This window comes from Nocardiopsis sp. FR4, from assembly GCF_009830945.1.
Lineage (GTDB): Bacteria > Actinomycetota > Actinomycetes > Streptosporangiales > Streptosporangiaceae > Nocardiopsis.
On sequence record NZ_VWVV01000010.1, the window covers coordinates 94608 to 120609 of the forward strand.

Annotated in this window: 24 protein-coding genes; 10 read left to right on the forward strand and 14 right to left on the reverse strand. The window is 72.2% G+C overall.

What is annotated here, in order from left to right; translation table 11 throughout:
* Nucleotides 1-129 precede the first annotated feature (129 nt).
* Nucleotides 130-2034 carry a serine hydrolase domain-containing protein gene (locus FYW95_RS11825; RefSeq protein WP_236568017.1) on the forward strand — a complete coding sequence of 635 codons (1905 nt, stop codon included), beginning with the start codon at nucleotides 130-132 and terminating at the stop codon, nucleotides 2032-2034.
* Between the two features lie 219 nt (nucleotides 2035-2253).
* Here the strand turns inward: FYW95_RS11825 and FYW95_RS11830 are convergent, their stop codons facing one another.
* From FYW95_RS11830 to FYW95_RS11845, 4 genes are all read right to left on the reverse strand, one after another.
* Nucleotides 2254-3684 carry a dihydrolipoamide acetyltransferase family protein gene (locus FYW95_RS11830; RefSeq protein WP_159944741.1) on the reverse strand — a complete coding sequence of 477 codons (1431 nt, stop codon included), beginning with the start codon at nucleotides 3682-3684 and terminating at the stop codon, nucleotides 2254-2256.
* A 21-nt stretch (nucleotides 3685-3705) separates the two neighbouring features.
* Nucleotides 3706-4686, reverse strand: coding sequence for an alpha-ketoacid dehydrogenase subunit beta (locus FYW95_RS11835; protein WP_159944742.1), 981 nt, complete (start codon nucleotides 4684-4686; stop codon nucleotides 3706-3708).
* A 3-nt stretch (nucleotides 4687-4689) separates the two neighbouring features.
* Nucleotides 4690-5802 carry a pyruvate dehydrogenase (acetyl-transferring) E1 component subunit alpha gene (gene pdhA / locus FYW95_RS11840; RefSeq protein ID WP_159944743.1) on the reverse strand — a complete coding sequence of 371 codons (1113 nt, stop codon included), beginning with the start codon at nucleotides 5800-5802 and terminating at the stop codon, nucleotides 4690-4692.
* Between the two features lie 447 nt (nucleotides 5803-6249).
* Nucleotides 6250-6867 carry a sigma-70 family RNA polymerase sigma factor gene (locus tag FYW95_RS11845; protein ID WP_159944744.1) on the reverse strand — a complete coding sequence of 206 codons (618 nt, stop codon included), beginning with the start codon at nucleotides 6865-6867 and terminating at the stop codon, nucleotides 6250-6252.
* A gap of 283 nt (nucleotides 6868-7150) precedes the next feature.
* On the opposite strand from FYW95_RS11845, the gene purS reads away from it, so the two are divergent.
* The 7 genes from purS (at nucleotide 7151) to FYW95_RS11880 (ending at nucleotide 13348) form a co-directional block, all read left to right on the forward strand.
* Nucleotides 7151-7396 carry a phosphoribosylformylglycinamidine synthase subunit PurS gene (gene purS / locus FYW95_RS11850; protein WP_159944745.1) on the forward strand — a complete coding sequence of 82 codons (246 nt, stop codon included), beginning with the start codon at nucleotides 7151-7153 and terminating at the stop codon, nucleotides 7394-7396.
* A gap of 260 nt (nucleotides 7397-7656) precedes the next feature.
* Nucleotides 7657-8142 carry an ATP-binding protein gene (locus FYW95_RS11855; protein ID WP_159944746.1) on the forward strand — a complete coding sequence of 162 codons (486 nt, stop codon included), beginning with the start codon at nucleotides 7657-7659 and terminating at the stop codon, nucleotides 8140-8142.
* Between the two features lie 348 nt (nucleotides 8143-8490).
* On the forward strand, nucleotides 8491-9186 hold the full coding sequence (purQ, locus tag FYW95_RS11860; RefSeq protein WP_159944747.1) for a phosphoribosylformylglycinamidine synthase subunit PurQ: 696 nt from the start codon (nucleotides 8491-8493) through the stop codon (nucleotides 9184-9186).
* A gap of 31 nt (nucleotides 9187-9217) precedes the next feature.
* Entirely contained in the window at nucleotides 9218-9739 is a 522-nt protein-coding gene (locus FYW95_RS11865; protein WP_159944748.1) for a hypothetical protein, read from the forward strand.
* A gap of 70 nt (nucleotides 9740-9809) precedes the next feature.
* Complete coding sequence (purL, locus tag FYW95_RS11870; protein WP_159944749.1) at nucleotides 9810-12104, forward strand: phosphoribosylformylglycinamidine synthase subunit PurL; 2295 nt, start codon at nucleotides 9810-9812, stop codon at nucleotides 12102-12104.
* A gap of 364 nt (nucleotides 12105-12468) precedes the next feature.
* Nucleotides 12469-12708, forward strand: coding sequence for a hypothetical protein (locus FYW95_RS11875; RefSeq protein ID WP_159944750.1), 240 nt, complete (start codon nucleotides 12469-12471; stop codon nucleotides 12706-12708).
* Nucleotides 12709-12949: 241 nt separating this feature from the next.
* Nucleotides 12950-13348, forward strand: coding sequence for a hypothetical protein (locus FYW95_RS11880; RefSeq protein WP_159944751.1), 399 nt, complete (start codon nucleotides 12950-12952; stop codon nucleotides 13346-13348).
* A gap of 105 nt (nucleotides 13349-13453) precedes the next feature.
* Here the strand turns inward: FYW95_RS11880 and FYW95_RS11885 are convergent, their stop codons facing one another.
* The 5 genes from FYW95_RS11885 to FYW95_RS11905 all read right to left on the reverse strand — a co-directional run bounded on the left by FYW95_RS11885 (nucleotide 13454) and on the right by FYW95_RS11905 (nucleotide 20793).
* Nucleotides 13454-14362, reverse strand: coding sequence for an ABC transporter substrate-binding protein (locus FYW95_RS11885; RefSeq protein WP_159944777.1), 909 nt, complete (start codon nucleotides 14360-14362; stop codon nucleotides 13454-13456).
* A gap of 49 nt (nucleotides 14363-14411) precedes the next feature.
* Nucleotides 14412-16370, reverse strand: coding sequence for an ABC transporter permease (locus FYW95_RS11890; protein WP_159944752.1), 1959 nt, complete (start codon nucleotides 16368-16370; stop codon nucleotides 14412-14414).
* Between the two features lies 1 nt (nucleotide 16371).
* Nucleotides 16372-17550: a quaternary amine ABC transporter ATP-binding protein gene (locus FYW95_RS11895; protein WP_160050345.1), complete on the reverse strand. Its 1179-nt coding sequence runs from the start codon at nucleotides 17548-17550 to the stop codon at nucleotides 16372-16374.
* Nucleotides 17547-19121 (reverse strand): GMC family oxidoreductase, encoded by a 1575-nt coding sequence (locus tag FYW95_RS11900; RefSeq protein WP_159944754.1) that lies wholly within the window; start codon nucleotides 19119-19121, stop codon nucleotides 17547-17549. Before FYW95_RS11900 ends, FYW95_RS11895 begins: the two co-directional genes overlap by 4 nt.
* A gap of 145 nt (nucleotides 19122-19266) precedes the next feature.
* Nucleotides 19267-20793, reverse strand: a complete 1527-nt coding sequence (locus FYW95_RS11905; RefSeq protein WP_160050346.1) for an aldehyde dehydrogenase family protein — start codon at nucleotides 20791-20793, stop codon at nucleotides 19267-19269.
* A gap of 340 nt (nucleotides 20794-21133) precedes the next feature.
* Between FYW95_RS11905 and FYW95_RS11910 the strand changes: the two genes are divergently transcribed.
* Nucleotides 21134-21796, forward strand: a complete 663-nt coding sequence (locus FYW95_RS11910) for a class II aldolase/adducin family protein (RefSeq protein WP_159944756.1) — start codon at nucleotides 21134-21136, stop codon at nucleotides 21794-21796.
* Nucleotides 21797-21815: 19 nt separating this feature from the next.
* Here FYW95_RS11910 and FYW95_RS11915 read toward each other — a convergent pair whose 3' ends face one another.
* The 4 genes from FYW95_RS11915 to FYW95_RS11930 all read right to left on the reverse strand — a co-directional run bounded on the left by FYW95_RS11915 (nucleotide 21816) and on the right by FYW95_RS11930 (nucleotide 24384).
* Nucleotides 21816-22364, reverse strand: coding sequence for a hypothetical protein (locus tag FYW95_RS11915; protein ID WP_159944757.1), 549 nt, complete (start codon nucleotides 22362-22364; stop codon nucleotides 21816-21818).
* Nucleotides 22365-22386: 22 nt separating this feature from the next.
* Nucleotides 22387-22581 (reverse strand): helix-turn-helix transcriptional regulator, encoded by a 195-nt coding sequence (locus tag FYW95_RS11920; protein ID WP_370462431.1) that lies wholly within the window; start codon nucleotides 22579-22581, stop codon nucleotides 22387-22389.
* A gap of 64 nt (nucleotides 22582-22645) precedes the next feature.
* Nucleotides 22646-23503: an ABC transporter permease gene (locus FYW95_RS11925; protein WP_159944759.1), complete on the reverse strand. Its 858-nt coding sequence runs from the start codon at nucleotides 23501-23503 to the stop codon at nucleotides 22646-22648.
* On the reverse strand, nucleotides 23500-24384 hold the full coding sequence (locus FYW95_RS11930) for an ABC transporter ATP-binding protein (protein WP_236568019.1): 885 nt from the start codon (nucleotides 24382-24384) through the stop codon (nucleotides 23500-23502). Before FYW95_RS11930 ends, FYW95_RS11925 begins: the two co-directional genes overlap by 4 nt.
* 388 nt (nucleotides 24385-24772) lie before the next feature.
* Here FYW95_RS11930 and FYW95_RS11935 point away from each other — a divergent pair, with 388 nt between their 5' ends.
* Nucleotides 24773-25180 carry a VOC family protein gene (locus FYW95_RS11935; RefSeq protein ID WP_159944760.1) on the forward strand — a complete coding sequence of 136 codons (408 nt, stop codon included), beginning with the start codon at nucleotides 24773-24775 and terminating at the stop codon, nucleotides 25178-25180.
* A gap of 7 nt (nucleotides 25181-25187) precedes the next feature.
* On the opposite strand, the gene FYW95_RS11940 is transcribed toward FYW95_RS11935, so the two are convergent.
* Nucleotides 25188-25955, reverse strand: coding sequence for an alpha/beta fold hydrolase (locus FYW95_RS11940; protein WP_160050347.1), 768 nt, complete (start codon nucleotides 25953-25955; stop codon nucleotides 25188-25190).
* Nucleotides 25956-26002: the final 47 nt, after the last annotated feature.

Below are 26002 nucleotides of genomic sequence, written 5' to 3' on the forward strand. Positions count from 1 at the left end.
CCGGGCACGGCCCGCACCCCGCGCGGTACAGCTGCCCGTACCCCCGGAACACCCGTCGGCGCCAGTGATCCGGACGGCTCCGGTCCCTAGTTTCGAAGGTGTCGAACCCAGCCATCCCCGGGAGTACCGATGCCACCCTTCCCCCGCGCCCTGCCCCTGCTGGCGGCGCCCCTCATGATCGCCGCCTCCCTGGCGCCCGGAGCGGTGGCGGCCGCACCGGTCGAGTACGCGCCGGCCCCGGCCGCCGCGGCCACGGACGTCCCGCTCACCGCCGAGAGCGCGGAGGAGTTCACACGGGTCCGCGTGGCCGAACTGCTGGAGGAGCACGGGGCGCCCGGTGTCGCCGTGACCGTCGTGGCCGACGGGGAGCAGCTCGCCTCCGCCTCCCACGGCTACGCCGACCTGTCCGAGCGGACGCCCCTGGACCACACCGCGCACACCCTGCCCGTGGGCTCGGTGTCCAAGTCCTTCACCGCGGCGGCCGTCCTCACCCTCGCCGAGCAGGGCCTCGTCGACCTGCACGAAAACGTCAACACCTACCTCCCCGAGGACGCGCGGCTGCCCGTGGACGGCGTCACCCCGCACCACCTGCTCACCCACACGGCGGGCTTCGGCGACGTCGTCGACTTCCCCTCCGCCGAGGACACCGACCGGCACATGACCCTGGCCGAGACGGCCCGGGCCCTGGTCCCCGGACAGCTCCACGAGCCGGGCCGGTTCGCCGGCTACTCCAACCAGGGCAGCGCCCTGGCCGGGTACCTCGTGCAGGAGGTGAGCGGCACACCCTTCGAGGAGTACGTCGCCCGCCACGTGTTCGCGCCGCTGGGCATGGACGGGAGCGCGTTCCTCCAGATGTCCGAGGCCCGCGAAACCCACGCGGTCCCGTCCTTCCACCTGCCCGACGGCTCCGAGCCCGAGGACCTGTACATCTCGCAGGCGCCCGCCGGAGCCGCCCTGTCCACGACCGACGACATGGCCCGGTTCATGCTCGCCCTGCTCGGGGACGGCCGGATCGACGGCGAGCAGGTGCTGCCCGCCGGGGTGGCCGAGGCCATGACGGCCGTCCAGCACGAGATCCACCCGCGGACCACCGCCCTGGGCTACGGCACCTACCAGTGGCGCGGCGGGGAGTCCCCGGTCGTCGGCCACGGCGGCGACCTGGTGGGCATGCACGCCGCCTACGTGATCATCCCGGAGATCGACGCCGGGCTGTTCGTGGCGGTCAACGGCGACGACACCGCGGCGGGCAACCCCCTGCTCGACCTGCGCATGTCGGTGGCCAAGGAGTTCACCGACACCTTCGCGCCGCAGGAGGCGCCCTCCGGGGCACCCGACACCGCGGCGGACCTCGGCGCCTACTCCGGCACCTACGTGACCACCCGCCGAGCCGTCGGCGGACCCACCCAGATCGTCGGCCTCTTCGACAACGTGGTCGTGCGGGACGCGGGCGACGGCACCCTGTCCGCCAGCGGCGCGATGACGCTGGACGACCGGTGGCTGCCGGTCGGGGAGGGCCACCTCGTGGCGGAGAACGGCTCGGACCAGCTGGTCTTCCTGGAGGAGGGGGGCGAGGCCGTGGCCCTGGCCCTGGACTCCAACCCCACCCAGGTCTACGAGCGGACCACGTGGCTGACCAGCCCGGTCACGCACGGCGTCGTCGCCGGGGCGGCGCTGCTGGTCCTGGTGGTCGCGCTCCTGCGCTTCGACCGCCCCCGGAGCCGGTACGCCCTGGCCGGCCGGGTGCTGGCCGCGCTGACCGCGCTGAGCTGCCTGGTCGGCGCGGGGCTGGTCGGGTACGGCCTGTTCGACTCCCAGACCCTGGAGCGGTGGATCTTCGACGAGTCCCCCGCGCTCACCCTGCCGCTGGCCGTGGCCGCCCCGCTCGCCCTGGCCACCGCCGCCCTCGCCGCCCTCGGCTGGGCCCGGGGGAGGCTGCGCGTCCTCGACCGGGTGCACCTCGGCGTGGTCGCCCTGGCCGCGGCGGCCGTCGTCGTGACGGGAGCCCAGTACGGCTTCGTGTGGATGGTCTCCTGAGCGGCCCCGCGTCCGCGCGGACCGGCGGGGGGCGCCGGGCCGTGTCCCGTGACACGCCGGGCCCCGCCTCCGGGGGCGCCAGGTGTCGGTGACCGACCGGAGGGAACACCCCAGGGGTGGGGTCCGTCCCCCTCCCCCTTGGGGGGCGGGCTCTCCTCGCGGGAGGGGCCGGTGCGAAGAACTCGCACCGGCCCCGTCGCGGGCCCGGCCCGGGTGCGGCTACCCCCAGGCCAGGGCGGTCAGCTCCGGGTCCTCCAGGGCGGTGCCGACGTCGCGCAGCACCTTGGAGCCGAGCTCGCCGTCGACCAGGCGGTGGTCGAAGGAGAGCGACAGGGTGGTCACCTTGCGGACCGCCAGCTCACCCTCGTGCACCCACGGCATGTCCCGGATCTGGCCGAAGGCGAGGATCGCGGCCTCTCCCGGGTTGATGATCGGGGTGCCCGCGTCCACGCCGAACACGCCGACGTTGGTGATGGTGATGGTGCCGCCGGACATGTCGGCCGGGCTGGTCTTGCCCGCCCGGGCGGTCTCGGTGAGCCGCATCAGCTCCGCCGAGAGCTCCGGCAGGGCCTTGGCGTCGGCGTCCTTGATGTTGGGCACCACCAGGCCGCGCTCGGTGGCCGCCGCGATCCCCAGGTTCACGTAGTCCTTGACCACGATCTCCTGGTTCTCCTCGTCCCAGGAGGCGTTGATCTCCGGGTGGCGGCGGACGGCCATGAGCAGGGCCTTGGCCACCAGCAGCAGCGGGGACACCCGCACGTCGGCGAAGTCGGGCCGCTGCCGCAGGCGGGCCACGGCCTCCATCGTCCTGGTGACGTCCACCTGCAGGAACTCGGTCACGTGCGGCGCGGTGAACGCGCTGCCGACCATCGCCGCCGCCGTGTGCTTGCGCACCCCCCTGACCGGGATACGCCGCTCGCGCGCGGAGCGGTCCGCGGCAGCCGGGGAAGGCGCCTGGGGCGCGGACGCCTCCTGCGGTTCGGGAGCCGCCGGGGCCTGGGCGGCCTCGGCGGCGGCCCGCACGTCCTCGCGGGTGACGACGCCGCCCGCCCCCGTGGGGGTGACCGACGCCAGGTCCACGCCGAGGTCCCGGGCCATCTTGCGCACCGGCGGCTTGGCCAGCGCGCGGCCGGAGGCCGGAACCGGGCCCGGCGCGGTCTCCTCCGCCGCGGGCGTGTTCGCCGGTGCGGGCTCGGTGAGCCGGGGCACGGACGGTGACACCGGACCGGAGGGCGTCGGCCGGCGGCGCGGACGGCGCTTGGTGGAGCCCGCCTTCTCGCCGTAGCCGACCAGCGGCTTCTCGCGCTCCTCGGTGTCCTGGGCCGCTCCCGCCGGGGCGGACTCGTCCGCCTGGCCGCCGGGGGCTGCCGGACCGCCGGTGCCGTCGTCCACGGTGATGATCACCGCGCCGACCTCCACCGTCTGGCCCTCCTCGGCCAGCAGTTCGCGGACCGTGCCCGCGAACGGGCTCGGCAGCTCGACGACGGCCTTGGCCGTCTCGATCTCGCAGATCATCTGGTTGACCTTGATCTCGTCACCCGGTTTGACGTACCAGGTGAGGAGTTCGGCCTCGACCAGGCCCTCTCCGACGTCGGGCAGACGGAACGCCCGCACGCCGTCGACGGCGGGCTCGTTCTTGGAAATCGCCATGTCCTTCGGTTTCCCCGATCCCTAGTACGCGAACGCCCGGTCGACCCCGTCCAGGACCCGGTCCAGGTCCGGCAGGTAGTGCTCCTCCAGCCGGGACTGCGGGTAGGGGGTGTCGAACGCGGCCACACGGATGACGGGCGACTCCAGGTGGTAGAAGCACTCCTCGGTGACCCGGGCGGCGATCTCGGAACCGGGTCCGCCGCTGAGGGGCGCCTCGTGCGCCACGACGAGTCGGCCGGTCTTCCGGACCGAGGCGAACACGGTCGGGTAGTCCACCGGGGACAGCGAGCGCAGGTCGACGACCTCGACGGAGTGGTCGGTGTCGGCCTCGGCGGCCTGCAGGGCGGTCTTGACCATGGGCCCGTAGGCCAGCAGCGTCACGTCGGTGCCGGGGCGGGCCACACGGGCGGCGCCCATGGGGGTGGCCTCGGCGATGGGGGCCTCGGTGTCCACCTCGGCCTTCTCGTAGTAGCGCCGCTTGGGCTCCAGGAAGATGACCGGGTCGTCGGAGCGCACCGCCTGCTGGATCATCCAGTAGGCGTCCTCGGGGTTGGCCACCGTCACCACGCGCAGGCCCGCGGTGTGGGTGAAGTAGGCCTCGGGGGACTCGCTGTGGTGCTCCACGGCGCCGATGCCGCCGCCGTAGGGGATGCGCATGACCACGGGCACGCTGAGCTTGCCCGCGGAGCGGCGGCGCATCTTGGCCAGCTGGGTGAAGGTCTGGTTGGCGGCCGGGAAGAAGAAGCCGTCGAACTGGATCTCGACCACCGGTCGGTAGCCGCGCATGGCCATGCCGATCGCGGTGCCCACGATGCCGGACTCGGCGAGCGGGGTGTCGATGACGCGGTCGGCGCCGAAGTCCTTGTACAGGCCGTCGGTGACCCGGAAGACGCCGCCGAGCTTGCCGACGTCCTCGCCCATGACCAGGACCTTGGGGTCGTGCTCCATGGCGGCGCGCAGGCCCGCGTTGATGGCCTTGCCGATCGTGAGGTTGGTTCCCATGGCCTAGCGGCCCCCTTCCGCGCCCTCGAAGGAGGCGAGGTACTCGGCGAATTCGGACCGCTGCTGGTCGATGTGGACGTTGGGCTCGGCGTACACCTCGTGGAAGATGTCGAGCGGTTCGGGGTCGACGAGGGCGTGGCACTCGGCGCGCACCTGGGCGCCCAGTTCGTCGGCCTCGGCGTCGACCGAGGCGAAGAACTCCTCGTCGGCCAGGCCGCCCCGCTCCAGGTAGCGGCGGACCCGCAGGATCGGGTCCTTGGCCTTCCACTCGTCCAGCTCGGCCGGCACCCGGTAGCGGGTGGGGTCGTCGTTGGTGGTGTGGGCGCCCATCCGGTAGGTGAACGCCTCGATGAGGGTGGGGCCGTTGCCCTCGCGGGCGTTGTCCAGGGCGGCGCGGGTCACGGCCAGGCAGGCCAGGACGTCGTTGCCGTCCACGCGCAGGCCGGGGAAACCGAACCCGGCGGCGCGCCGGTAGATGGGCACGCGGGACTGGCGCTCCAGCGGCTCGGAGATGGCCCACTGGTTGTTCTGGCAGAAGAAGACCACGGGGGCGTTGTTGACCGAGGCGAAGTTGAACGCCTCGTTGGTGTCGCCCTGGCTGGTGGCCCCGTCGCCGAAGTAGGAGATGACGGCGGTGCCGTTCTCACCGCCGACGGCGCCGTCGCGCTGGACGCCCATGGCGTAGCCGGTGGCGTGCAGCGCCTGGCTGCCGATCACGATCGTGTACAGGTGGAATCCCCGCTCGTGGGGGTCCCAGCCGCCGTTGGTGACACCGCGGAACATGCCGAGCAGTTCCTTGGGGGCGATGCCCCGGCACCAGGCGACACCGTGCTCGCGGTAGGAGGGGAACGCCATGTCGTTCTCGCGCAGCGCGCGGCCGGAGCCGATCTGCGCCGCCTCCTGGCCGAGCAGGGAGGCCCACAGACCCAGTTCGCCCTGGCGCTGGAGGGATACGGCCTCACCGTCGACCCGGCGTACCAGGACCAGGTCACGGTAGAGAGCGCGGACCTCGTCCGCGCTGATGTCCAGGGGGTAGTCGGGGTGCCCCGTCAGTTCCCCTTCCGGTGTCAGGAGCTGGATGAGCTCCGGTTCCTCGTGCGCGGTGGTATCCGACACGTCGCTCCTCGGGTTCTCGGGGCCGAATTCGCGTGGGTGAACGCTGATCGGCCGGATCACGGTCCGCCCTGTCCCGGGGTGGTGGGAGAGGGCGAACAGCCCTCCCCATATCGTGACAGACCTCACCATGGAGAGCGCAAGCCCTCAGCGTCACTTTTCAGCTGCGTGCCCCATGATCCAGGACCGCACGGCAACGCGGTTACCAGGGCTTCCTAGCATCGGCAGGGTCTCGCGGCCCCGCTCCGGGCGCCGGTCGGCGACGGGCGCGCGGCCGGAGGCCGCGGGCGCACGAGGGGGCCCGGGCGCGGCACGGATCGCGACGGGGACGGGAGGAGAGGGAACGGGAGGGAGGAGGGAGCGGGGACGCCCGCGTGAGGGAGCCGGAGGTCACCGGCTTCGGGGCGCCCGGTCGGGGCCGGAGCGCGGGGCGGCTCCAGCCACCGCCGCCTACGGGACGGCGGGTACCCGCATCCCGCGGTCGCGGGCGTAGTCGGCGAGCATCTCGCGGAGCTGGCGGCGGGCGCGGTGCAGGCGGGACATCACCGTTCCCAGCGGGGTCCCCATGCGCTCGGCCACCTCCTTGTAGGCGTAGCCCTCGATGTCGACGAGGTAGATGACCTCCTGGAACTCCTCGGGCAGCTGCGACAGCGCCTGCTTGATGTCGGAGTCGGGCAGGTGGTCCAGGACCTCGTTCTCGGCCGACCGCATCCCGGACGAGGTGTGCGCCTCGGCGGCGGCGAGCTGCCAGTCCTTGATCTCGTCGGTGGTCTCCTGGCGCGGCTCCCGCTGCTTCTTGCGGTAGCCGTTGATGAAGGTGTTGGTCAGAATCCGGTAAAGCCAGGCACGCAGGTTCGTACCCGCACGGAACTGGTGGAAATTCGCGAACGCCTTGGCGAAGGTCTCCTGAACGAGATCCTCGGCGTCGGCGGGGTTTCGCGTCATCCTCAGCGCCGTGGGGTAGAGCTGGTCGGCGAACGGCGTCACCGCGGTCGCGAAGTCCAGTGTCTGCGCTTCGTCACGGGTTTCACCGGTCGTGGAGGCCTGGTCCATTTCTATAGTCGTCAAGATTCCCCCTCAGGACGACCGGACGGTCACTTCCACTCTGTTAGACGCCACCGCGCTCTTCCGATGATGACACCCATCGACGTGATACGGGTCACGGGAGCCCCGAAGCCATCCCCCGCACCGGTCAGGGTGCGGTAAAGGCGCGGCGCGCTTCCTCGCCAGGACGCCTACCCACTCCCACGTGCCGTACGCTTGCGACGCCCCCTCCCGTTCGAGAGTCCGTGGAGGCCGGCCCGCCCGCCGCAGGCACGTGCGGCACACCCGTTTCCTTGTGGAGGACCCTGTGGCCCGCGTCGTGGTTGACGTCATGCTCAAGCCCGAGATCCTGGACCCCCAGGGCCAGGCCATCGCCGGAGCCTGCTCCCGGTTGGGCTTCGAGGGGATCGCGCAGGTCCGCCAGGGCAAGCGCTTCGAGGTCGAGGTCGAGGGGGAGGCGGACGAGGCCCGGCTGGCCGACGTCCGCCGCCTGGCCGAGACCCTGCTCGCCAACACGGTCATCGAGGACTACGAGGTCCGCGTGGAGAAGTAGGGGGAGGCGTCGCCCCGCGGGAGCGCGGGCGTGAGTTCCGCCACAACAGCGGCCCCCTCTTCCCGCGGGTGACCGCGCCGGGGGAGCCGTTCGGAAAGATTCGGCGAATTCCTCCGAACGGCGTCCGACGTGCCAGAAGCTCCGGAAAATCCAGCCGTGTCCTCTCAGGGGCACGGCTGTTCGTTTTACTCCATCCGCCGTCGGGGAAGGTCCCTAACATGCCGGGTTGAACACGACGACGGAGCACGAGAGGTGTACTAATGGACGCCGTTTTCTCGATCTCCCTCCCCAGGCAGGCGTACACGGTCGCCGTCGCACGCGATGTTCTCGGCACCCTCCTCGCCCGGGCGGGGGTGTGCCGGGACTGCGCCGACGACATCCTGTTGGCCGTCTCCGAGGCCTGTGCCAACGCGGTCGACCACGGTCGACCCGCTTCCGACTACAGGGTCGAGGCCGAGATGGGCACGCGGTGGTGCGAACTCCGCATATCCCACACCGGAAAGGCACCGGACCCCGCGGCACTCGCCGAGAGGTTCACCGCCGACCACACGCCCCTGCCGGGACTGGAAGCAGAATCGGGCAGGGGCATTCTGTTGATGCGCTACCTCATGGACGAGGTCGCCTTCGAGGGGGAACCACGAACAACGGTCCTGTTGCGCAAGCGACTGACCGCCTGCGACGAACCGACACGGGAGGAGGAGGCGGCGGCCGGCCGGGTGCCCGTCCAGCGCTACGCCCTCCTCTGAACCACCGCTCCGGCGGCCGGGACCGACTCCGGTGACCAAGACCACAGGTCGCGGTCGGCCCCGGGGGTGTTCGGCCCGGCATACACCCCGAGACCCCGCGGGAGCGCACGGCGCGCCGGGAGAACTGTCGGATCGCACACCGTTCCGGGCGTGCCGCGGACGTCCCGTTCGGAGGATCCTCCAGGTCCGCGGCCCCCGGAGGGGGTCGACGTCGTACCTGAGCACAGGTGAGCGGGTACGCTGCGAAGTGCGGACGCACCGTCCCCAGCGACGGGACCGGCATCTCCCCGCCGAACGCTCCCCGTGCACGCGGGGATGGACCCGAACCAAACCTCTCGGAGTGTGCTCATGACAGCCCGCGTGGGCGTCGTCACCTTCCCCGGCTCCCTCGACGACAAGGACGCCGCGCGCGCGGTCGCGCTGGCCGGGGCCGAACCCGTCTCCCTCTGGCACGCGGACGCCGACCTCAGGGGCGTGGACGCCGTCGTCCTGCCCGGCGGCTTCTCCTACGGCGACTACCTGCGCTGCGGCGCCATCGCCCGGTTCGCCCCGCTGATGTCGGAGCTGGTCCCGGCCGCCCGCTCGGGCGCGCTGCCGGTGCTGGGCATCTGCAACGGGTTCCAGATCCTGTGCGAGAGCCACCTGCTCCCCGGGGCCCTGACCCGCAACTCCTCCCTGCGCTTCGTCAACCGCGAGCAGGTGCTGCGCGTGGAGAACACCGGCACCGCGTGGACCGGCTCCTACACCGAGGGCCAGGAGGTCCTGGTGGTTCTCAAGAGCGGTGAGGGCAGCTACGTCGCCGACGAGCACACCCTCGACGAACTGGAGGCCGCGGGCCGGGTCGTGGTCCGCTACGTGGGCGGCAACCCCAACGGGTCGCGCCGCGACATCGCCGGGATCACCAACGAGCACGGCAACGTCGTCGGCCTCATGCCCCACCCCGAGCACGCCGTGGAGGCGCTCACCGGCCCGTCCACCGACGGCCTGGGCTTCTTCTCCTCGATCCTCACGCACCTGGCCGCCGGCTCGCCGGTGAACGCCTGACCCGCGTACCGAACAGGGGGTAGGTCCCGCGATGATGGCGCTGCTGCGCTCCAGAAGGACGATGTTCGTCCTCGTCGGCCTGGTCGTGGTCGGCCTGGTGGTGTCCGCCGCGATCGGGCTCTTCAACGCCATCGGGACCGCACCCGTCACCGCGCCCCAGCAGGAACAGCAGCAGAACGGGGACCGGGGCACCGGCCAGGCCCCGGCCGCCCCGCCGGACGCGGGCGTGCTCGGCCAGGCCCCGCCCGGCCTGGCCTACGTCTCCGACCCGGAGGCCGACGTCTACTGCGAGGGGACCGAGTGCGTCCGGCTGGTCATGGTCATGACCGAGGACGGCGAACTGCCCGAGGACTCCCGCGCGTCGGTGGAGGCCGTGGCCGACCAGCTGACCGCGCGCGGCTGGGAGGAGCAGCGACCCCAGGGCGCCCCGGCCGACCAGCTCTTCCTCAGCGACGGCGAGCACATCCTGGCCGACACCTCCTCGCACGACGACCCCGAGTCCGCCGCGATGCTCATGCTCGGCGACGCGGGCGGGGACACCACCAGCCCCTGACCACGACTCCGCGCCGGTCGGCGGACGCCACGGCTCGACCCACACCCGCACACCCCGAACGGAACCACGCATGTCTGAAGCACCTGGACTCGACACCGTCGCCGTGGCGCACGACAGCCCGGACACGCCGCAGCCCTACGCGGAACTGGGCATGGCCAAGGACGAGTACGAGCGGGTCCGCGAGATCCTGGGCCGGCGCCCCACCTCCGCCGAACTGGCCATCTACTCGGTCATGTGGAGCGAGCACTGCTCCTACAAGTCCTCCAAGGCGCACCTGCGCCAGTTCGGGGAGAAGGCCCCCGAGAGCGACGCCCTGCTCGTGGGCATGGGTGAGAACGCGGGTGTGGTGGACGTCGGCGACGGCCGCGCGGTGACGTTCAAGATCGAGTCGCACAACCACCCCTCCTACGTGGAGCCGCACCAGGGCGCGGCCACCGGTGTGGGCGGCATCGTCCGCGACATCCTCACCATGGGCGCCCGGCCCGTGGCGGTCATGGACGCGCTGCGGTTCGGCCCCGCCGACGCCGACGACACCAAGCGGGTGCTGCCGGGCGTGGTCTCGGGCATCTCCTTCTACGGCAACTGCCTGGGCCTGCCCAACATCGGCGGCGAGATCGGCTTCGGCCCCGGGTACATCGGCAACCCCCTGGTCAACGCCCTGTGCGTGGGTGTGATGCGGCACGAGGACATCAAGCTGGCGCAGGCCCCCGGCCCGGGCAACAAGGTGGTGCTGTTCGGCTCCACCACCGGCCCCGACGGAATCGGCGGCGCCTCGGTGCTGGCCAGCGCCACCTTCGACGACGAGTCGCACGCCAAGCGGCCCAGCGTCCAGGTCGGCGATCCGTTCATGGAGAAGCTGCTCATCGAGTGCAGCCTGGAGCTGTTCGACAAGGACCTGGTCGTGGGCATCCAGGACCTGGGCGCGGCGGGCGTCTCCTGTGCCACCACCGAGCTGGCCGCGGGCGGCACCGGCGGTATGCGCATCCAGCTGGACCGGGTGCCGCTGCGCGACCACCGGCTCACTCCCGAGGAGATCCTCATGAGTGAGTCGCAGGAGCGCATGATGGCGATCGTCGAGCCCGCCAAGATGGACGAGTTCCTGGCCATCTGCGACAAGTGGCAGATCCTGGCCACCGAGATCGGCGAGGTCACCGACGTGACCCCCGAGGAGGCCGAGCGCGGCGGCCGCCTGGTGATGACCTGGCACGGCCAGACCGTGGTGGACATGCCGCCGCGGACCGCCTCCGACGAGGGCCCGGTCTACCAGCGCCCCTACGCGCGCCCCGCCTCGCAGGACGCGCTCCAGGCCGACGACGCCGCGAAGCTGCCCCGGCCCTCCACCGACGCCGAGCTGCGCGAGCAGGTGCTGCGCGTACTGGGCGCCCCGGGCGTGGGCGACCCCACCTGGGTCACCCAGCAGTACGACAGTTACGTGCGCGGCGACACGGTGGTCTCCACCCCGCACGACGCCGGGATGATCCGCATCGCCGACGACTCCCACCGCGGCGTGGCCCTGTCCACCGACGGCAACGGCCGCTTCACCCGCCTGGACCCCTACACGGGTACGCAGCTGGCCTACGCGGAGGCCTACCGCAACGTCGCCGCCACGGGCGCCCGCCCGCTCGCGGTGACCAACTGCCTCAACTTCGGCTCGCCGGAGGACCCCGGGGTCATGTGGCAGTTCGCCGAGTCCACGCGGGGCCTGGCCGACGCCTGCCAGCAGCTGGGCACCCCGGTGACCGGCGGCAACGTGAGCTTCTACAACCAGACCGGCGACGTGGCGATCAACCCCACACCGGTGATCGGCGTGCTCGGCGTGATCGACGACGTGCGCACCCGGCTCCGGAGCTCCTTCGGCACCGACGGCGCCCGGGTGTTCCTGCTGGGCCGCACCCGGCCGGAGTTCGGCGGTTCGGCCTGGGCCGACACCGTCCACGGCCACCTGGGCGGCCTGCCGCCGCGGGTGGACCTGGCCGCCGAGGCCGCCCTGGGCGAGGTGCTGGCCGCCTCCGCCGAGCGTGGCCTGGCCGACGCCGCACACGACCTGTCCGACGGCGGCCTGGCGGTCGCCCTGGCCGAGTCCGCGCTGCGCGGCGGCCGGGGCGTGCGGGTGAGCGTGGCCGGGGACGCCTTCACCGCGCTGTTCAGCGAGTCCGGTGCCCGAGTCCTCGTGGCCGTGCGCCCGGGCCGGGAGGAGGCCTTCACCGCCCTGGCCGAGGAGCACGGCGTTCCGGTGGAGCGCCTCGGCGAGGTGGGCGGCGACGCCCTGTCGGTCACGCACCCGGGCGGCGCCGTGGAGATCCCCCTGGCCGAGCTGCGGGAGTCCTACGAGGCGGCCCTGCCCGCCCTGATGGACGGCGTGTAGCCACCACGCGACCGCGGCGGGGAGGCGCCCGTGGGCGCGTCCCCGCCGCGGGTCGGTCGGCCCGCGGACGGGCCCAGGGGGAATCGGCAGCGTTGCGCTGAAGCTCAGGGATCGTGGTCCTCCGGTCCCTCACCATGGTGTCCACGCCTCCGGCGCATGACCGCGTTCCGCATCTGCCAGACGTTTCTGGACCTGTGCCGGACACATGCCGCATACGACACAACACTGGTGGATTTATCCCTGACTTCCGTCTGACCGCCGCTACCAGGTGGGTAGGGGCCGAGGAGTGGACATCGTACGGGGTCCGCGCGGCCCGACAGCGGGCCACCGGTAGAAACAGGGGACGGCGAAGGGAGCGGACATCATGCGACGCGGCAGGTTGAAGGGCCCCCTGGGCAGCCACGAACGCCCTGCGAGCCCTCTGGGCTTCCGGCTGGTGCTGGCCGTGTTCGGCGCCCTGGTGATGCTGGTCGCCACGGTGAGCGCCTACGTGTGGACCGACCAGACGTGGCTGGTGGTCCTGTTCGGTGCGGGCTTCATCGCCTCCTGCGTGAACGTGTACTGGGTGGGGCGCCGTCTGAGGTACGAGCGCCCGGTCCGCTGACGGCCGGTCCGCCGGGCACCGGAAAGCCGCGGAGCCCCCGTCAGCGCGGGGCCGGCTGGTTTCCGCGTGCCGGACACGGAGCGGGGAGCGAACACGCACGAGCGCGGAGGTGAACGCGTCGCCCCCTCGGGCGGCGGGCGCGGGAAGGGCGCGTCCCGCGGGGGCGCATCGGTGGCGGGCGGGGCGGCCCGGCCACGGGACCGGCTCCAGGTCCGCGGGATCCCTCTGACTTCCTCCGGCCGTGCTCGCCGCCGCGGTCGTGGCGCTGTCCGCCGGAGGCGTGCTGCCGGTGTGGCCCGGCCTGGTGCACCTGGTGGCGCCGCTGGGCGCGGTGGTGGACCTGGGCTTCGACTCCGACGCCCCGGCGGCCTACGAGCCGCTCGGGAACACGGACGCCCCCGCCGAGATCTACGGGACACCCCTGCCGGAGGGTACGCGCTCCCTCAGCGTCACGCCGGCGGGCGACCTGCCGCTGATGCCCTCCGGATGGCGGATGGACGTGGGCCGGAACGCCTGCCCGCTGCGCGAGCCGCACCCCTACCTGCCGCCCTCCGGCGGCTACTACGAGGAGGTGAACAGGTTCCTCGACGGAGACCGCCGCTCGCGTGCCCGGTCTTTCGCGACTGGGGAGCGCCGATGACCGTCCCCTTCGGCGTCCCGCGGACGCACATGGATCCCTCGGCGGCGACCGCGGAGGGCGGCTGAGCCGCCGGGGCGGGGAGCGCCTCCCCGCCCCGGCGCGGGGTCAGCGTTCAGCGCGGCCCCCGGGGAGCCACTCACGCCACACGTCCGGGTTCTCCCTGACCCATATCTCTGCGGCGTCGGTCGGGTCGAGCCCGTCATCGGCGATCATCCCCGCGACCTCGTTCTGGTGCGCGTTGGTCCACGTCCAGTTGTCCAGGAACTGGTACGCGGGGTCGTTCGTCTCCACGAACCCGGCCCGGAAGATCTTGTTCAGCTCGTAGACCGGGTAGTCGCAGGGCACGTGGTCGGGGTCCTCGGCGCAGCCCGGCTCGTAGTCGGGGAATTCGACCTTGACCAGGTCCAGCTCGTCATGGAGCCACTGCGGTTCGTAGAAGTAGAAGAGCACCGGCTCCCCGTTGGCGTACCGCCGCCGGACCTCGGTGATCTGCGAGGCCTCCGAACCCGCGTAGACGATCTCCAGGTCCAGGTCGAACGCGTTGATCATCCCCTGGTCCTGGGTGACGAACCCGGGCGCGCCGCCCAGGAACTCCCCCTCCTCGCCGGTCTCGGCGGTGCGGAAGAGGCCGGTGTGCTCCCGCAGGCCGTCGACGGTGGTGATCTCGGGGTACTCCTCGACCAGGTAGGCCGGGACGTACCAGCCGATCACGCCCTCGTTGCCGTTGGGGCCGCCGTCGACCACCGTGCCGTTGCCCTCGGGACCGTAGAGCTCCATGAGGTCCTCGTGACCCCAGTTCTCCACGATCACGTCGAGCACGCCCTGGTCCAGGGCCTGCCACGAGGGCTGTTCGTCGGTGCGCACCAACTGGACCTCGTAGTCCATCTCCTCGCGCAGGATGTAGGCCAGCACCTCGGCGCTGGCCTCGTAGCCGACCCAGCCGTTGAGGGCCATCCGGACGGTGTTGGGGTCGCGCGCGACCTGGTCGGTGCGCACCGCGCACGAACTCACCATGGCCACGGCCAGCACCACCGAGACGGCCCCGACCAGGGAACCTCTCCGCCTAGGCACGGGGCGCCCTCCTTCCCTGCGTCACCCGGTCCAGGAACAGGCCCAGGCAGACGATCGCCAGACCCGCGGCCAGACCCAGGCCGAGTTCGTTCTGCGCCAGGCCGACCACCACGTCGTTGCCCAGCGCCCCGGCGCCGACCAGCGCGCCGATGACCACCATGGACAGCACCAGGATGATCCCCTGGTTGACGGCGAGCAGCAGAGAGCCGCGCGCCATGGGCAGCTCCACCTTGGTGAGCAGCTGCCACCGGGTGGACCCCAGCGAGCGCGCCGCCTCCAGAGCGGGCTTGGGCACGCCCCGGATACCGTCGTTGACCAGGCGGATCACCGGCGGCAGGGCGAAGACCACCGCCGCCACCAGGGCCGGAACGCGGCCGATGGTGAACAGCGCCACCGCCGGGATCAGGTACACGAACGGCGGCAGGGTCTGCATGGCGTCCAGGACCGGTTTGAGGACCGTCGCGAACACGTCGCTGCGCGACATCAGCACGCCGATCAGTACGCCCAGCACGATGGTGACCGCCGAGGCCACGAGCACCTGCGACAGCGTGTCCATGGCGTGGTTCCACACGCCCAGCAGGCCCACGGCCAGCAGCGACGGTCCGGAGACGAGCGCCGCACGGCGTCCGGCGAGGATCCATCCCAGGGCCGCGGCGGCGAGCACCACCAGCCACCAGGGGGAGTGGGTCAGCAGGGTGGCGAGCGGTGCGAGCACACCCTCCAGCAGCCACGTGGCCAGCGCGGCGGTTCCCGCGCCGATGGCGTCCTGCACGTGGCCGTACAGGGCGTTGACCGGGGTGCTGAGGTCGACCGACCGGTCGCGCGGCCAGCCCTCCACCCCCATCAGGCGGGCGATCGCGACGACGGCGATGACCAGGGCGAGCGCGCCGCCCAGGAGCGGCATCCGGTACCGCTCGGGGATGTCGGGGGCGTGCGCCCCGTGGCCCACCGCCCCGGTCACCCGGTCCATCGCGATGGCGAGCATGACGATCGCCAGGCCCGCCTCGAAGGCCTGGCCGACGTTGACCTTGGACAGCGCCTGGTAGATCGCGTCGCCCAGGCCGCCCGCGCCGATGACCGACGCGATCACGACCATGGACACGGCGAGCATGATCGTCTGGTTCACGCCCAGCAGGATGGTGCGCCTGGCCATGGGCAGCTGCACCTTGGTGAGGATCTGCCAGGGCGTGGAGCCCATCGACTCCGCGGCCTCGACCGCGCCCCGGGACACCCCGCGCACGGCCAGCGCGGTGATGCGCACGGCGGGCGGGAACGCGTACACGGCCGTCACCACGGCCGCGGCCGGGTTGCCGATGCCGAACAGCAGCACGAACGGCAGCAGGTAGGCGAAGGCGGGCATGATCTGCATGAAGTCCAGCACCGGCCGGATGCCCCGGTGGAGGCGCTCGCTGCGCCCGGCCAGGACGCCCAGGGGGAGGCCGAACAGCAGGGCGATGAAGACCGCCGTGATGATCAGGGCCAGTGTCGTCATCGACGCGTTCCACAGGCCGGTCAGGGCGAACACCGCGAAGGCGGCCAGCACCACCAGCGCCACGCGCCACCCGGCGACGCGCCAGGCGATGAACACGCCGGCGAGGGTCACGCCGGGCCAGGTGAGGAGGTCCAGGGTCCGGTTGATCAGCACGACCGCCGATCCCAGACCCACCGAGACGTAGTTGAAGAAGTACAGGAACAGCGGGCTGTCGTTCCGGTTGGCGACGATCCACGCGTACACGGAGTCGAGCCAGGCCATGAACCGGTCGCCGACGGCGGTCGGGAAACCGCCCGCCCAGGCGGGGTGGCCCAGCAGGCGGCTCACCCAGTAACCGGCCACGAGGACCACGACCACCAGCAGCGCCCGCACCCACGCGCGGCGCAGCGGGTTGCCGCCGCCCTCATCCCGGGCGGGGGTCCCGCGGGGGGTCGTCGCGGGTTGGGTCATCGCGGTCATGTCACCCACCGCTCCCGGTCGGGGCCGGGCCGCTGCGTTCCCCGGCGTCCGCGGTGCCGTCGGAGACCCCCTCGGCCGCCTCCTCCTCGATGGCGGCGGCCGCGGCGGCGTCCTCCAACTGGTCCTCGGCGATGGCGCGCAGCACGTCGTCGCGGCCCACGTAGCCCAGCAGGGTGTCGCCCTCCACCACCCGGACGGGCGCGGTGCTGGCCGCGAGCATCGGCAGCACCTCGGCCAGCACGGTGCCGGGCGCGGTGACCGGGCCGTCCGTGCGCTCCCCGGGGTAGGGGTCGCGCACCAGCCACCGGGCGGTGAGCACGGTGGTGCGGGCGACGTCGGAGGTGAAGTCGGCGACGTAGGCGTTGGCGGGGCGGCCCACGACCTCCTCCGGGGTACCCACCTGGACGAGTTCCCCGTCGCGCATGATGGCGATGCGGTCGCCGAGCCTGAGGGCCTCCTGGAGGTCGTGGGTGATGAACACCGACGTCTTGTTCAGCTCGCGCTGCAGGCGGCTGACCTCGTTCTGCATGTCACGCCGGATCAGGGGGTCCAGGGCGCTGAAGGGCTCGTCGAACAGCAGGACCTCGGGGTCGACGGCGAGCGCGCGGGCTAGGCCGACCCGCTGCTGCATGCCGCCGGAGAGCTCGCCGGGCCGGGAGTTCTCGTACCCGGACAGGCCCACCATCTCGATCATCTCGCGGGCGCGGGCGTAGCGCTCGGGGCGCGGCGTCCCGCGCACCTCCAGCCCGTAGGCCACGTTGTCGAGGATCCTCCGGCTGGGCAGCAGCCCGAAGTGCTGGAAGACCATGGCCATCTTGTGCCGGCGCAGCTCGCGCAGCCGCTGCGGACTGGCCGTGCCGATGTCCTCACCGTCGAGCAGCACCTGCCCGGCGGTCGGCTCGATGAGCCGGGTCAGGCAGCGGATCAGCGTGGACTTGCCGGAGCCGGACAGGCCCATGACCACGAAGACCTCACCGGGGCGGACGTCGAAGGACACGTCGCGCACCGCCACGGTGCACCCGGTCTCCTCCTTGATCCGGTCCCGGTCGGCCCGCTCCAGTTCGGTGCCGACCACCTTGTCGGCGTTGCGGCCGAAGACCTTCCACAGGTGGCGCACCGAGAACGTGACGTCGGCGGTGTCCCGGTCCGGACCGGCCGTCTCGGCCACCGGAGTGCTCATCGGGTCCCCTCCCCGGAGGCCGGGGCGTCCTGGCGGATGAGGTCGGCGGCCCGCTCTCCGAGGGCCAGGACCATGACCATGGGGTTGGGTGTGGGCAGGGTCGGGAACACCGACGCGTCCGCCACCCGCAGCCCGCGCAGGCCGCGCACCCGCAGCCGGGGGTCGACCACCGCGGTGTCGTCCTCGGCCGCGCCCATGCGGCAGGTCCCGGCGGGGTGGTAGACGGTGTGTGCGGCGCGGCGGCCGTACTCCGAGAGCTCCTCGTCGCTCTGGACGCCGGGGCCGGGCGCGACCTCGCGCTTGATCCACGACCGGAAGGGCTCGGTGGCGGCGACCCGGCGGGCGATCCTCAGCCCGTCCACGACGGTCTTCTCGTCGTACCCCTCGGGGTCGGTGAAGTACCGGAAGTCCAGTGCGGGCTTGACGTCGGGGTCGCCGCTGGTCAGGTAGAGCTTGCCGCGCGAGCGCGACCGGGGGATGTTGGGGGTCATGCACACGGCGTAGCCGTCGGGCGGGGAGTCGTAGCCCAGCCGCTTCGTGTTGTCGTCGAAGGGGATCTGGTAGATGTGGAACATCAGGTCCGGGCGCGGGTCGGAGTCGTCGCGCCGCACGAACAGGGCCGCGTCGGAGTTCATCACCGTGTTCCGGGGAACCGGCCTGCTGGTCTCCCACATGATGATCGACTCGGGGTGGTCGAGGAGGTTCTCCCCCACGCCGGGCAGGTCGTGCCGGGGCTCGATGCCCACCCCGCGCAGCTCCTCGGCGTTGCCGATCCCCGAGAGCATGAGGAGCCGGGGCGAGTCCACGGCCCCCGCGGCCAGGACGACCTCGCGGCGGGCGCTGACCGTGACCCGTGTGCCGTCCTTGGTCCGGGCGCTGACCCCGGTGGCGCGGTCGCCGTCCAGGACCACCCGGTCCACCCAGGTCTCCAGCATGACGGTGAGGTTCTCGCGCACGTCCATGATCGGGTGCAGGTAGGCCACCGAGGCGGAGGAGCGGTACCCGGTGTAGGGGTCGTAGGCGATGGACAGGAAGCCCGCGCCGTCCGCGAAGCCGCCTCCGTGCGAGGTCAGGGCGTTGAAGTCCTCGACCACGGGGACGCCCGCCGCCTCGGCGGCCGAGGACACCCAGTCCTTGACCATCGCGTTGCGGTCCTTCTCGGCGACCGGGACGATGTTGCACTTGATCCGGTCGGCGTAGGACTGCACGGTGGCGTTGTCCCAGCCCTCGGCGCCCGCCGCGACCCAGTCGTCGAGGTCCTGGGCGAAGGGCCGGAAACTGATCAGCGTGTTGTGCGAGGAGCACCCGCCCAGCACGCGGGCGCGGGAGTGCAGGATGTGGGAGTTGCCGCGCGGCTGTTCGACGGTGGTGTAGCCGTAGTCCAGTTCGCCGTCCAGGACGCTCAGCCAGTCGCGCAGGCGCAGCACGTGCTCCAGGTCGCGGTCGTCGGGACCGCCCTCGATCAGGCACACGGTGGTGCCGGGGTCCTCGGTGAGCCGGTTGGCGATCACCGATCCGGCGGTGCCGCCGCCGACGATCACGTAGTCGTAGGTGGTCTCGGTGGGGTCCACGGTCCGATTCCTCTCGTTGTCTGTGTCCAGGGGGTGCCGGGGAGACGGACCTGCTTCGCCGTCCCCCTCCCACGGGAGCGCCCGGCGGCGCGGAGGACGGAGCCGCGCCGCCGGGCGGCCGGGCCATCGGCCCGGAGGGCTCGGCTCAGCCGAACCAGCGCTGCGGCTCGGGCGCCAGGTTGCGGTAGATGTGCTTGGCCTCGCGGTACTCGTCCAGGCCCGCCAGTCCCAGTTCGCGGCCGATGCCGCTGCGGCCGAAGCCCCCCCACTCGGCGCCCGGGAAGTAGGGGCCGAAGTCGTTGACCCAGACCGTGCCGTGGCGCAGCGCCGCGGCGACCCTCTCCCCCCGCGCGGTGTCGTTGGTCCACACGCCGCCGGAGAGCCCGTAGTCGGTGTCGTTGCCCAGCTCGACGGCCTGCCGCTCGGTCTCGAAGCGCTCCACGGTCACGACGGGGCCGAACACCTCGGTCTGGACGATGTCCATGGAGCGCTCGCAGTCGACGAACACGGTGGGCCGGTAGAAGTAGCCCGCGGCCAGCTCCGGGTCGTCGGGCCGCCTTCCCCCGGCGAGGATCCGGGCGCCCTCCTCCACACCGCGCGCGACGGCGGCCTCCACCTTGGCGCGGTGCTCGGCCGAGACCAGCGGGCCGCACCGCACGCCCTCGTGCTGGCCGCGGCCGATGCGGATGGCCTCGGCCCTGCGGGCCAGCTCGGTGGTGAAGGCGTCGTGGATCTCGTTGTGCACGATGAGGCGGGCACCGGCCGAGCACACCTGGCCGGAGTGGAAGAACGCGGCGCTGAGCGCGTAGTCCACGGCGGTGTCCAGGTCCACGTCCGGGAAGACGATGTTGGGGTTCTTGCCGCCCAGCTCCAGGGCGATCTTCTTGACCGTCCCGGAGGCCGCCGCCATGATCCGGCGGCCGGTGGCCAGGCCGCCGGTGAAGGAGATCAGGTCCACGTCGGGGTGCTCCGACAGCGGGGCGCCCGCGTCGGGTCCGCTGCCGGTGACCAGGTTGACCACGCCCGCGGGGACGCCCGCCTCGGCGGTGAGCTCGACCAGCTTGGCGGTGGTGACGGGGGTGATCTCGCTGGGCTTGACCACCATGGTGTTGCCCGCGGCCAGGGCGGGGGCCATCTTCCAGGAGAGCTGGAGCAGCGGGTAGTTCCAGGGCGTGATCATGCCGCAGACGCCGACGGGCTCGTAGACCACCTTGCTGTGCACGCCCTCGGGCGCGGACACCAGGCGTCCGGCGTCCTTTCCGGCCAGCCCGGCGTAGTACCGGAAGACGTTGGTGACGTCGTCGACGTCGATCCGGCCCTCCTCGATGGTCTTGCCGGTGTCCAGGGACTCCATGACCGCGATCTCCTCGCGGTCGCGCTGGAGGAGGTCGGCGATCCGCCCGAGGAGCCGGCCGCGCTCGTCGTCGGGGACGCGGCGCCAGTCGCCCCGGTCGAAGGCGTGCCTGGCCGCGGCGATGGCGTCCTCGGTGTCGGCTCTTCCGCCCTCGCTGACGATGGTCAGGACGGAGCCGTCCGCGGGGTCCAGGATCTCCCGGACCCGGCCGTTGCGGGCCGCCCTCCACTCGCCGTCGACGTACAGACTGGTGGCCGTGGCCGAACCCGGTTCCGACAGGTACGGCACGGACGGCAGGGTTACGTAGGGTTCGTTCACGGGTCCGGTTTGCCCAAGATCAGTATTCACAAACAGCCTCGTCCCATAAGACGCATAAGTCACATCGTTCCCTGGAAACCGCCCTGAACTGCGGTGACAACCGCTCACGAGAGGGACCTCCGTGGCGCTTCCCACGTCACATCCAAACCAATAACTACTCTGAGTGACGAATGATCGGGTATCGGACATACCCGCGTGGAGAAGACGAGGACGAGAGTTTGACGTACATTGGGGTGGACCCCGTTAGCTGAGGCTAACCTCAGCAGTTTTGTCCGGAACGCGCTAGCACGGTGCGGACCGCACCGAACCGCGCACGCCGCGCACCCCTTGAGGAACACCGATGCTGCTCGAACAAGAACGCCGGGACGTGTGCCTGACCGCCCGCGCACTCTCCGAGGCGGCCGGGACCGCCCCGGGCGCGTCGGGGACCGTCAGCGTCCGCAGCGGCGACCTGGTGGTCGTCACGCCGCACGGTGTCGCCCTCGACAAGGTCCAGCCCGCCGACTGCCCGGTGATGTCGCTCGACGACCGGGTCCTCGAAGGGCGGCGCGACCCCGCCGCCGAGGCCACCCTGCACATGGCCGTGCACCGGCTGGCCGCCGAGCACGGCCGTGAGGCCACCGCCGTGGTGAACGCCTTCACCGCCGACACGGTCGCGGTGTCCTCGGTCCTGGCCGAGCTGCCCCCGATCCACCACCGCGCCGCCGCCCTGGGCGGGGCGATCGAGGTGACCCCCTACACCACCTACGGCACCGGTGAGATCGCCGACCACGCGGTCAAGGCGCTCAAGGGCCGCGACGCCGCGCTCCTCGCGGGCCACGGCGGTCTGGCCCTGGGCCGCGGCCTGGCACACGCGCTGGAGAACCTGCGGCTGTTGGACTGGCTCAGCGCCGTCTACCTGCGGGCCCGCCAGATCGGCACGCCCCGGGTGCTGTCCGAGGACGAGCTGGCCCGGGTCCGCGACCGCGACACCCACGGCTGGGCGGGCCCGGACATCTGGTGACCTCCCCGGACGGGGCCCCTCAGACCCCCTCCTCCTCGTCGTCGAGGACCTCGTCCGGGCGGACCCAGGCCAGGTAGCAGGCGGGGAAGGCGGTGTGGCACATGGTGGTGAGGACCACCAGCGGCACCAGGACCGCCAGGAGGAGTCGGGCGCCCAGCTCCACGCTGGTGGCCCAGCTGCCGAAGACGCAGCCCACCACGAGCAGGACCATCAGCAGAGCCGTGGTCACGTGGTGCCCCAGGCGGGCGGCGTGGTCCATCTCGGCGCGCTGGAACTCGTCCAGGCCGTGGTAACCGGACACCCAGCGCGCGGCGATGTTGATGTTCGTGGCGAGCAGGGCCGAACCGGTCAGCAGCAGACCGTAGAGCGCCAGCGGCAGGTAGGACTCGGACGCTTCGCCCAGGAGTCCGAAGGCGAAGGCCACCGCGGCCAGCACGGTGACGAGGAAGAAGAGGACCACCGCCCGGCGGCGGCGGGAGCGCGCGGCCCAGAACCGGCGGCGGCGGGGGTTCTCGATGAAGGCGCGCAGCCGCTCCTGCCGCTGCGGACTCGGCTTGCTGAAGAACACGGGGACTCCTTCGGTCGGAGGGCTACTGTCCGATACGGGGGAAGGGCTCGGTGGAGAAGACGACCTCCACCGGAACCTCGAAATAGTGGGCGATGCGCAGCGCCAGGTGGAGGCTGGGGCTGTACTCGCCCCGCTCCAGGTAGCCGACCGTCTGGTAGTGCACCCCCAGGGCCTCGGCCAGCTGGCGGCGGGACACGTTCCGCTCGGCCCGCAGCATCGCGATCCGGTTGTAGACGGTCTCTCCGCTCCCGGCCGCCGCCCGGCGACCGGCGCCGCCCCGCTCAGTAACCACGCTTCATCGCCCTCTCCCGGGCCGCCTGGACCCTCGACCCCGACTCGCGCCGGGCCATCCGCCGCAGTACCCAGGGGGCGACGGCGAACCCGACCACGGCCCACAGTGCCAGAACCCCGGCCACCTGCGGCAGCTGCCAGGTCCCCGTGAGTTCGAGGGCGGCGTGGTCGGCGGGCAGCAGCGCGGCGCGTACGCCCAGGCCGATCCAGTAGACGGGAAAGAACTGGGCGAGGTCCTGCACCCAGCCGGCCATCGCCGTGATGGGCGACATGACCCCGGAGACCATGATCAGCCCCAGCACGGGGACCATCGTCAGGCCCGCCCCGGTGCGCGGATTGTTCAGCGTGGCGCCGAGGACGCAGCCGATCGGGGCCAGGGACAGCATCGCCAGCGCGAACACCCACGCCAGGGTGAGCGCCCCGGCCGCGCCCCGCAGGACGAACCCGTCGACGAACAGCACCCCGGGGGCGACCATCAGGGCCAGGGCCACGGTCGACATGAGCAGGACGTGCCAGGTCTTGGCGGCGGCGTAGCCGAGCAGGCCGTGCGGTGTCGCCCTGGCCCGCAGCAGGGTGCCGTCCTCGCGCTCGGTGCCGAGCACCTGCGCGACCGTGGCCAGCCCGAGCATGACCAGCTGCATCGTGATGCCCGCGGCCATCATCAGCGCACCGACGGAGGTGCCGGCCCCCTCCACGCTCTCGCGGCCCAGCAGGAGGGCGATGACCATGAAGATGGTCGGCATGAGCAGGTAGCCGCCGAAGACCTCCTGGAAGTTGGTGAACGAGGCCCGGAACTCGATCCACCCCCGGGAGAGGCCGGCCGCGACCGCGTTGGCCCTGGCGTTCATCGGATCTCCTTGGTGAACTCGGCGGCGGCGGCCTCGGCGTCCCCCGACTCGTGGCGCCGGACCATGGCCATGTACACGTCCTCCAGCGTGGCGCTGGAGACCCGCAGGTCGGTGATCCCGCCGCCGTGCTCGGCGTGGAGTCCGGCGACGTGGCGGGCGGGGCGGGCGGTGCTGTGGACGTGCCGCCGGCCGTTGACGGTCCAGGTGACCTCGCTCTCCCGGGCCACCAGGCCGGAGAGCTGGTCGGCGCTGCCGTCGGCGACGACCACTCCGCCCGCGAGGATGAGGATCCGGTCGGCGAGCTTCTCGGCCTCGTCCAGGTCGTGGGTGGTCAGCAGGACGGTGGTGTCCTCCTCGTCGGCGAGCCTGTGCACCAGGTCGTGGAACCCGCAGCGGGCCACCGGGTCGAAGCCCGCGGTCGGCTCGTCCAGGAAGAGCAGTTCGGGGCGGCCGACCACGCCCAGGGCCACGTCCACCCGGCGGCGCTGGCCGCCGGAGAGGTCGCGCACCCTCCGGCGCGCGTGTTCGGTGAGACCGACCGCCGCCAGCAGTTCGTCGGTGTCGTGGGGCCGGGGCCGCCCGGGCTCGGAGTAGGGGGCGTGGAACCGGCCGAAGTGGTGGACGAGGTCCCGGACCCGCCAGGCGCCGTGGTCGCGCCAGGACTGCAGGACGACGCCGACCCTCGCGCGCCAGTCCTCGCCGCCGTGCTCGGGGTCGCGTCCCAGCACCCGCGCCTCGCCCGCCGAGCGCGCGCGGAACCCCTCCAGGATCTCCACGGTGGTGGTCTTGCCCGCGCCGTTGGGGCCCAGCAGGGCGACGACCTCGCCGCGCCGCAGGGTCAGGTCCACGCCCCGCAGCACCTCGGTCGCGCCGTAGCTCATCCGCAGGCCGCGCACGCTGACCACGGTCTCCGCCGGTGTTCCCGCCGCCCCCGCCCGGGGCCTCACCCGGGCCGCTGAGTCCCTCACATCAGCCCTCCTTGTCGTCTGCGTCCTACTGCCATTGATAGCACAAGTACTATATTCCAGAGAATGAAGACTACACATCATCAGAGGAGGACTACACCTTCGTCCGGGTCGGGACACGCCAGGCGGGCGTGGCCGGTACCGGCCACGCCCAGGGGTTCCGCTCCGGACGGACCACCGCGAGGGCGCGGGTTTCGGACACGGCACCGCGGACAGAGAACAAGCGGGTACGGATACTCACGTCATCCGAATCCGCGGAAGGCGACAATGGTCCGGAGAACGGAACCGACCGGCAGGAGGCCCCATGCGCTGCAGCTACATCAGGCTTCTCGTCAACGACTACGAGGCCTGCTTCCACTTCTACTCGCAGGTGCTCAAGCTGCCCCTACTGCGGGGCGACGAGGGCAGCCGGTACGCCGAGTTCGACGTGGAGTCGGGGACGAGGCTGGCCATCAACCAGCGCGAGGTGATGGCGGAGGCGCTGGAAACGGACACCGCCGACCCGAAACTGCCCCACCAGGACCGACTCGCGGTGATCTTCGAGGTGGACGACGTGGACGCCACCGCGGCCAAGCTGGTCGCCGACGGGGCCCGCCAGGTGATGGAGCCCAGGGACTGGACGGCCTGGGGCATCCGCGCCGCCCACTTCCGCGACCCCGACGGCTACCTGCTGGAGATCAACGAACCCCTGATCCCCCTGGCGGAGGTCTGACTCCCCCTCAGCTCACCACGTACTCGGTCAGCAGCTCGTTCACCCGGTCCGCGCGCTCCACGCCGAGCAGGTGGGCGGCCCCCGGCACCACCTCGAACCGGGAGTCGGCGATACCGTCGGCCAGCCTGCGGCCGTGCCCGGGCGGCAGCAGCGGATCGTGGGCGGCCGACACCACCAGGGTGGGAACCCGTACCGCGGCGACCAGGTGGCGCTGGTCCATGGCGTCGACCGCCTCGCACACCGAGGCGAACCCGCCCGCGTCCAGCCGTGTGAACTCCTCGGCGAACCGGGCCACCACCTCCGGCCGCTCCTCCCCCATGTCCGGGGTGAACCAGGACAGCACCACCTCGTCCACCACCGAGTCCAGGCCCGCGCCGCGCACCCGGGCGGCGACGCGGTCCCACCGGTGGGCGCGGGGCGTGCGGGGCGCCGCGGCCAGGAGGACGAGGCGCTCCAGGGTGCGCGGGGAGTTGGCCGCGATCCACAGCAGCAGCGAGCCGCCGAGCCCGGCGCCCACCGCCGTGGCCCGGGTGACGCCCTGCGCCTCCAGCACCCCGAGCAGGTCCAGCGCGAGTTCCTCGATGCTGTAGGGCCCCTCGGGGGCCGGGGAGGAACCGTGGCCCCGGTGGTTGACCCGCAGGACCCGCCTGGTGCGGGTCAGCTCGGGCAGCTGCGGCTCCCACACCGACATCGTGGTCCCGAAGGACGGCACGAGCAGGACCACGGGCGCGTGCCGCGGGCCGTCGAACCGGTACTGGAGCGGAGTCAGGGCCATGGAACCTCCCAGTCGCCAGAACGCCAGGCTATCGGCCCGCGCCTGTC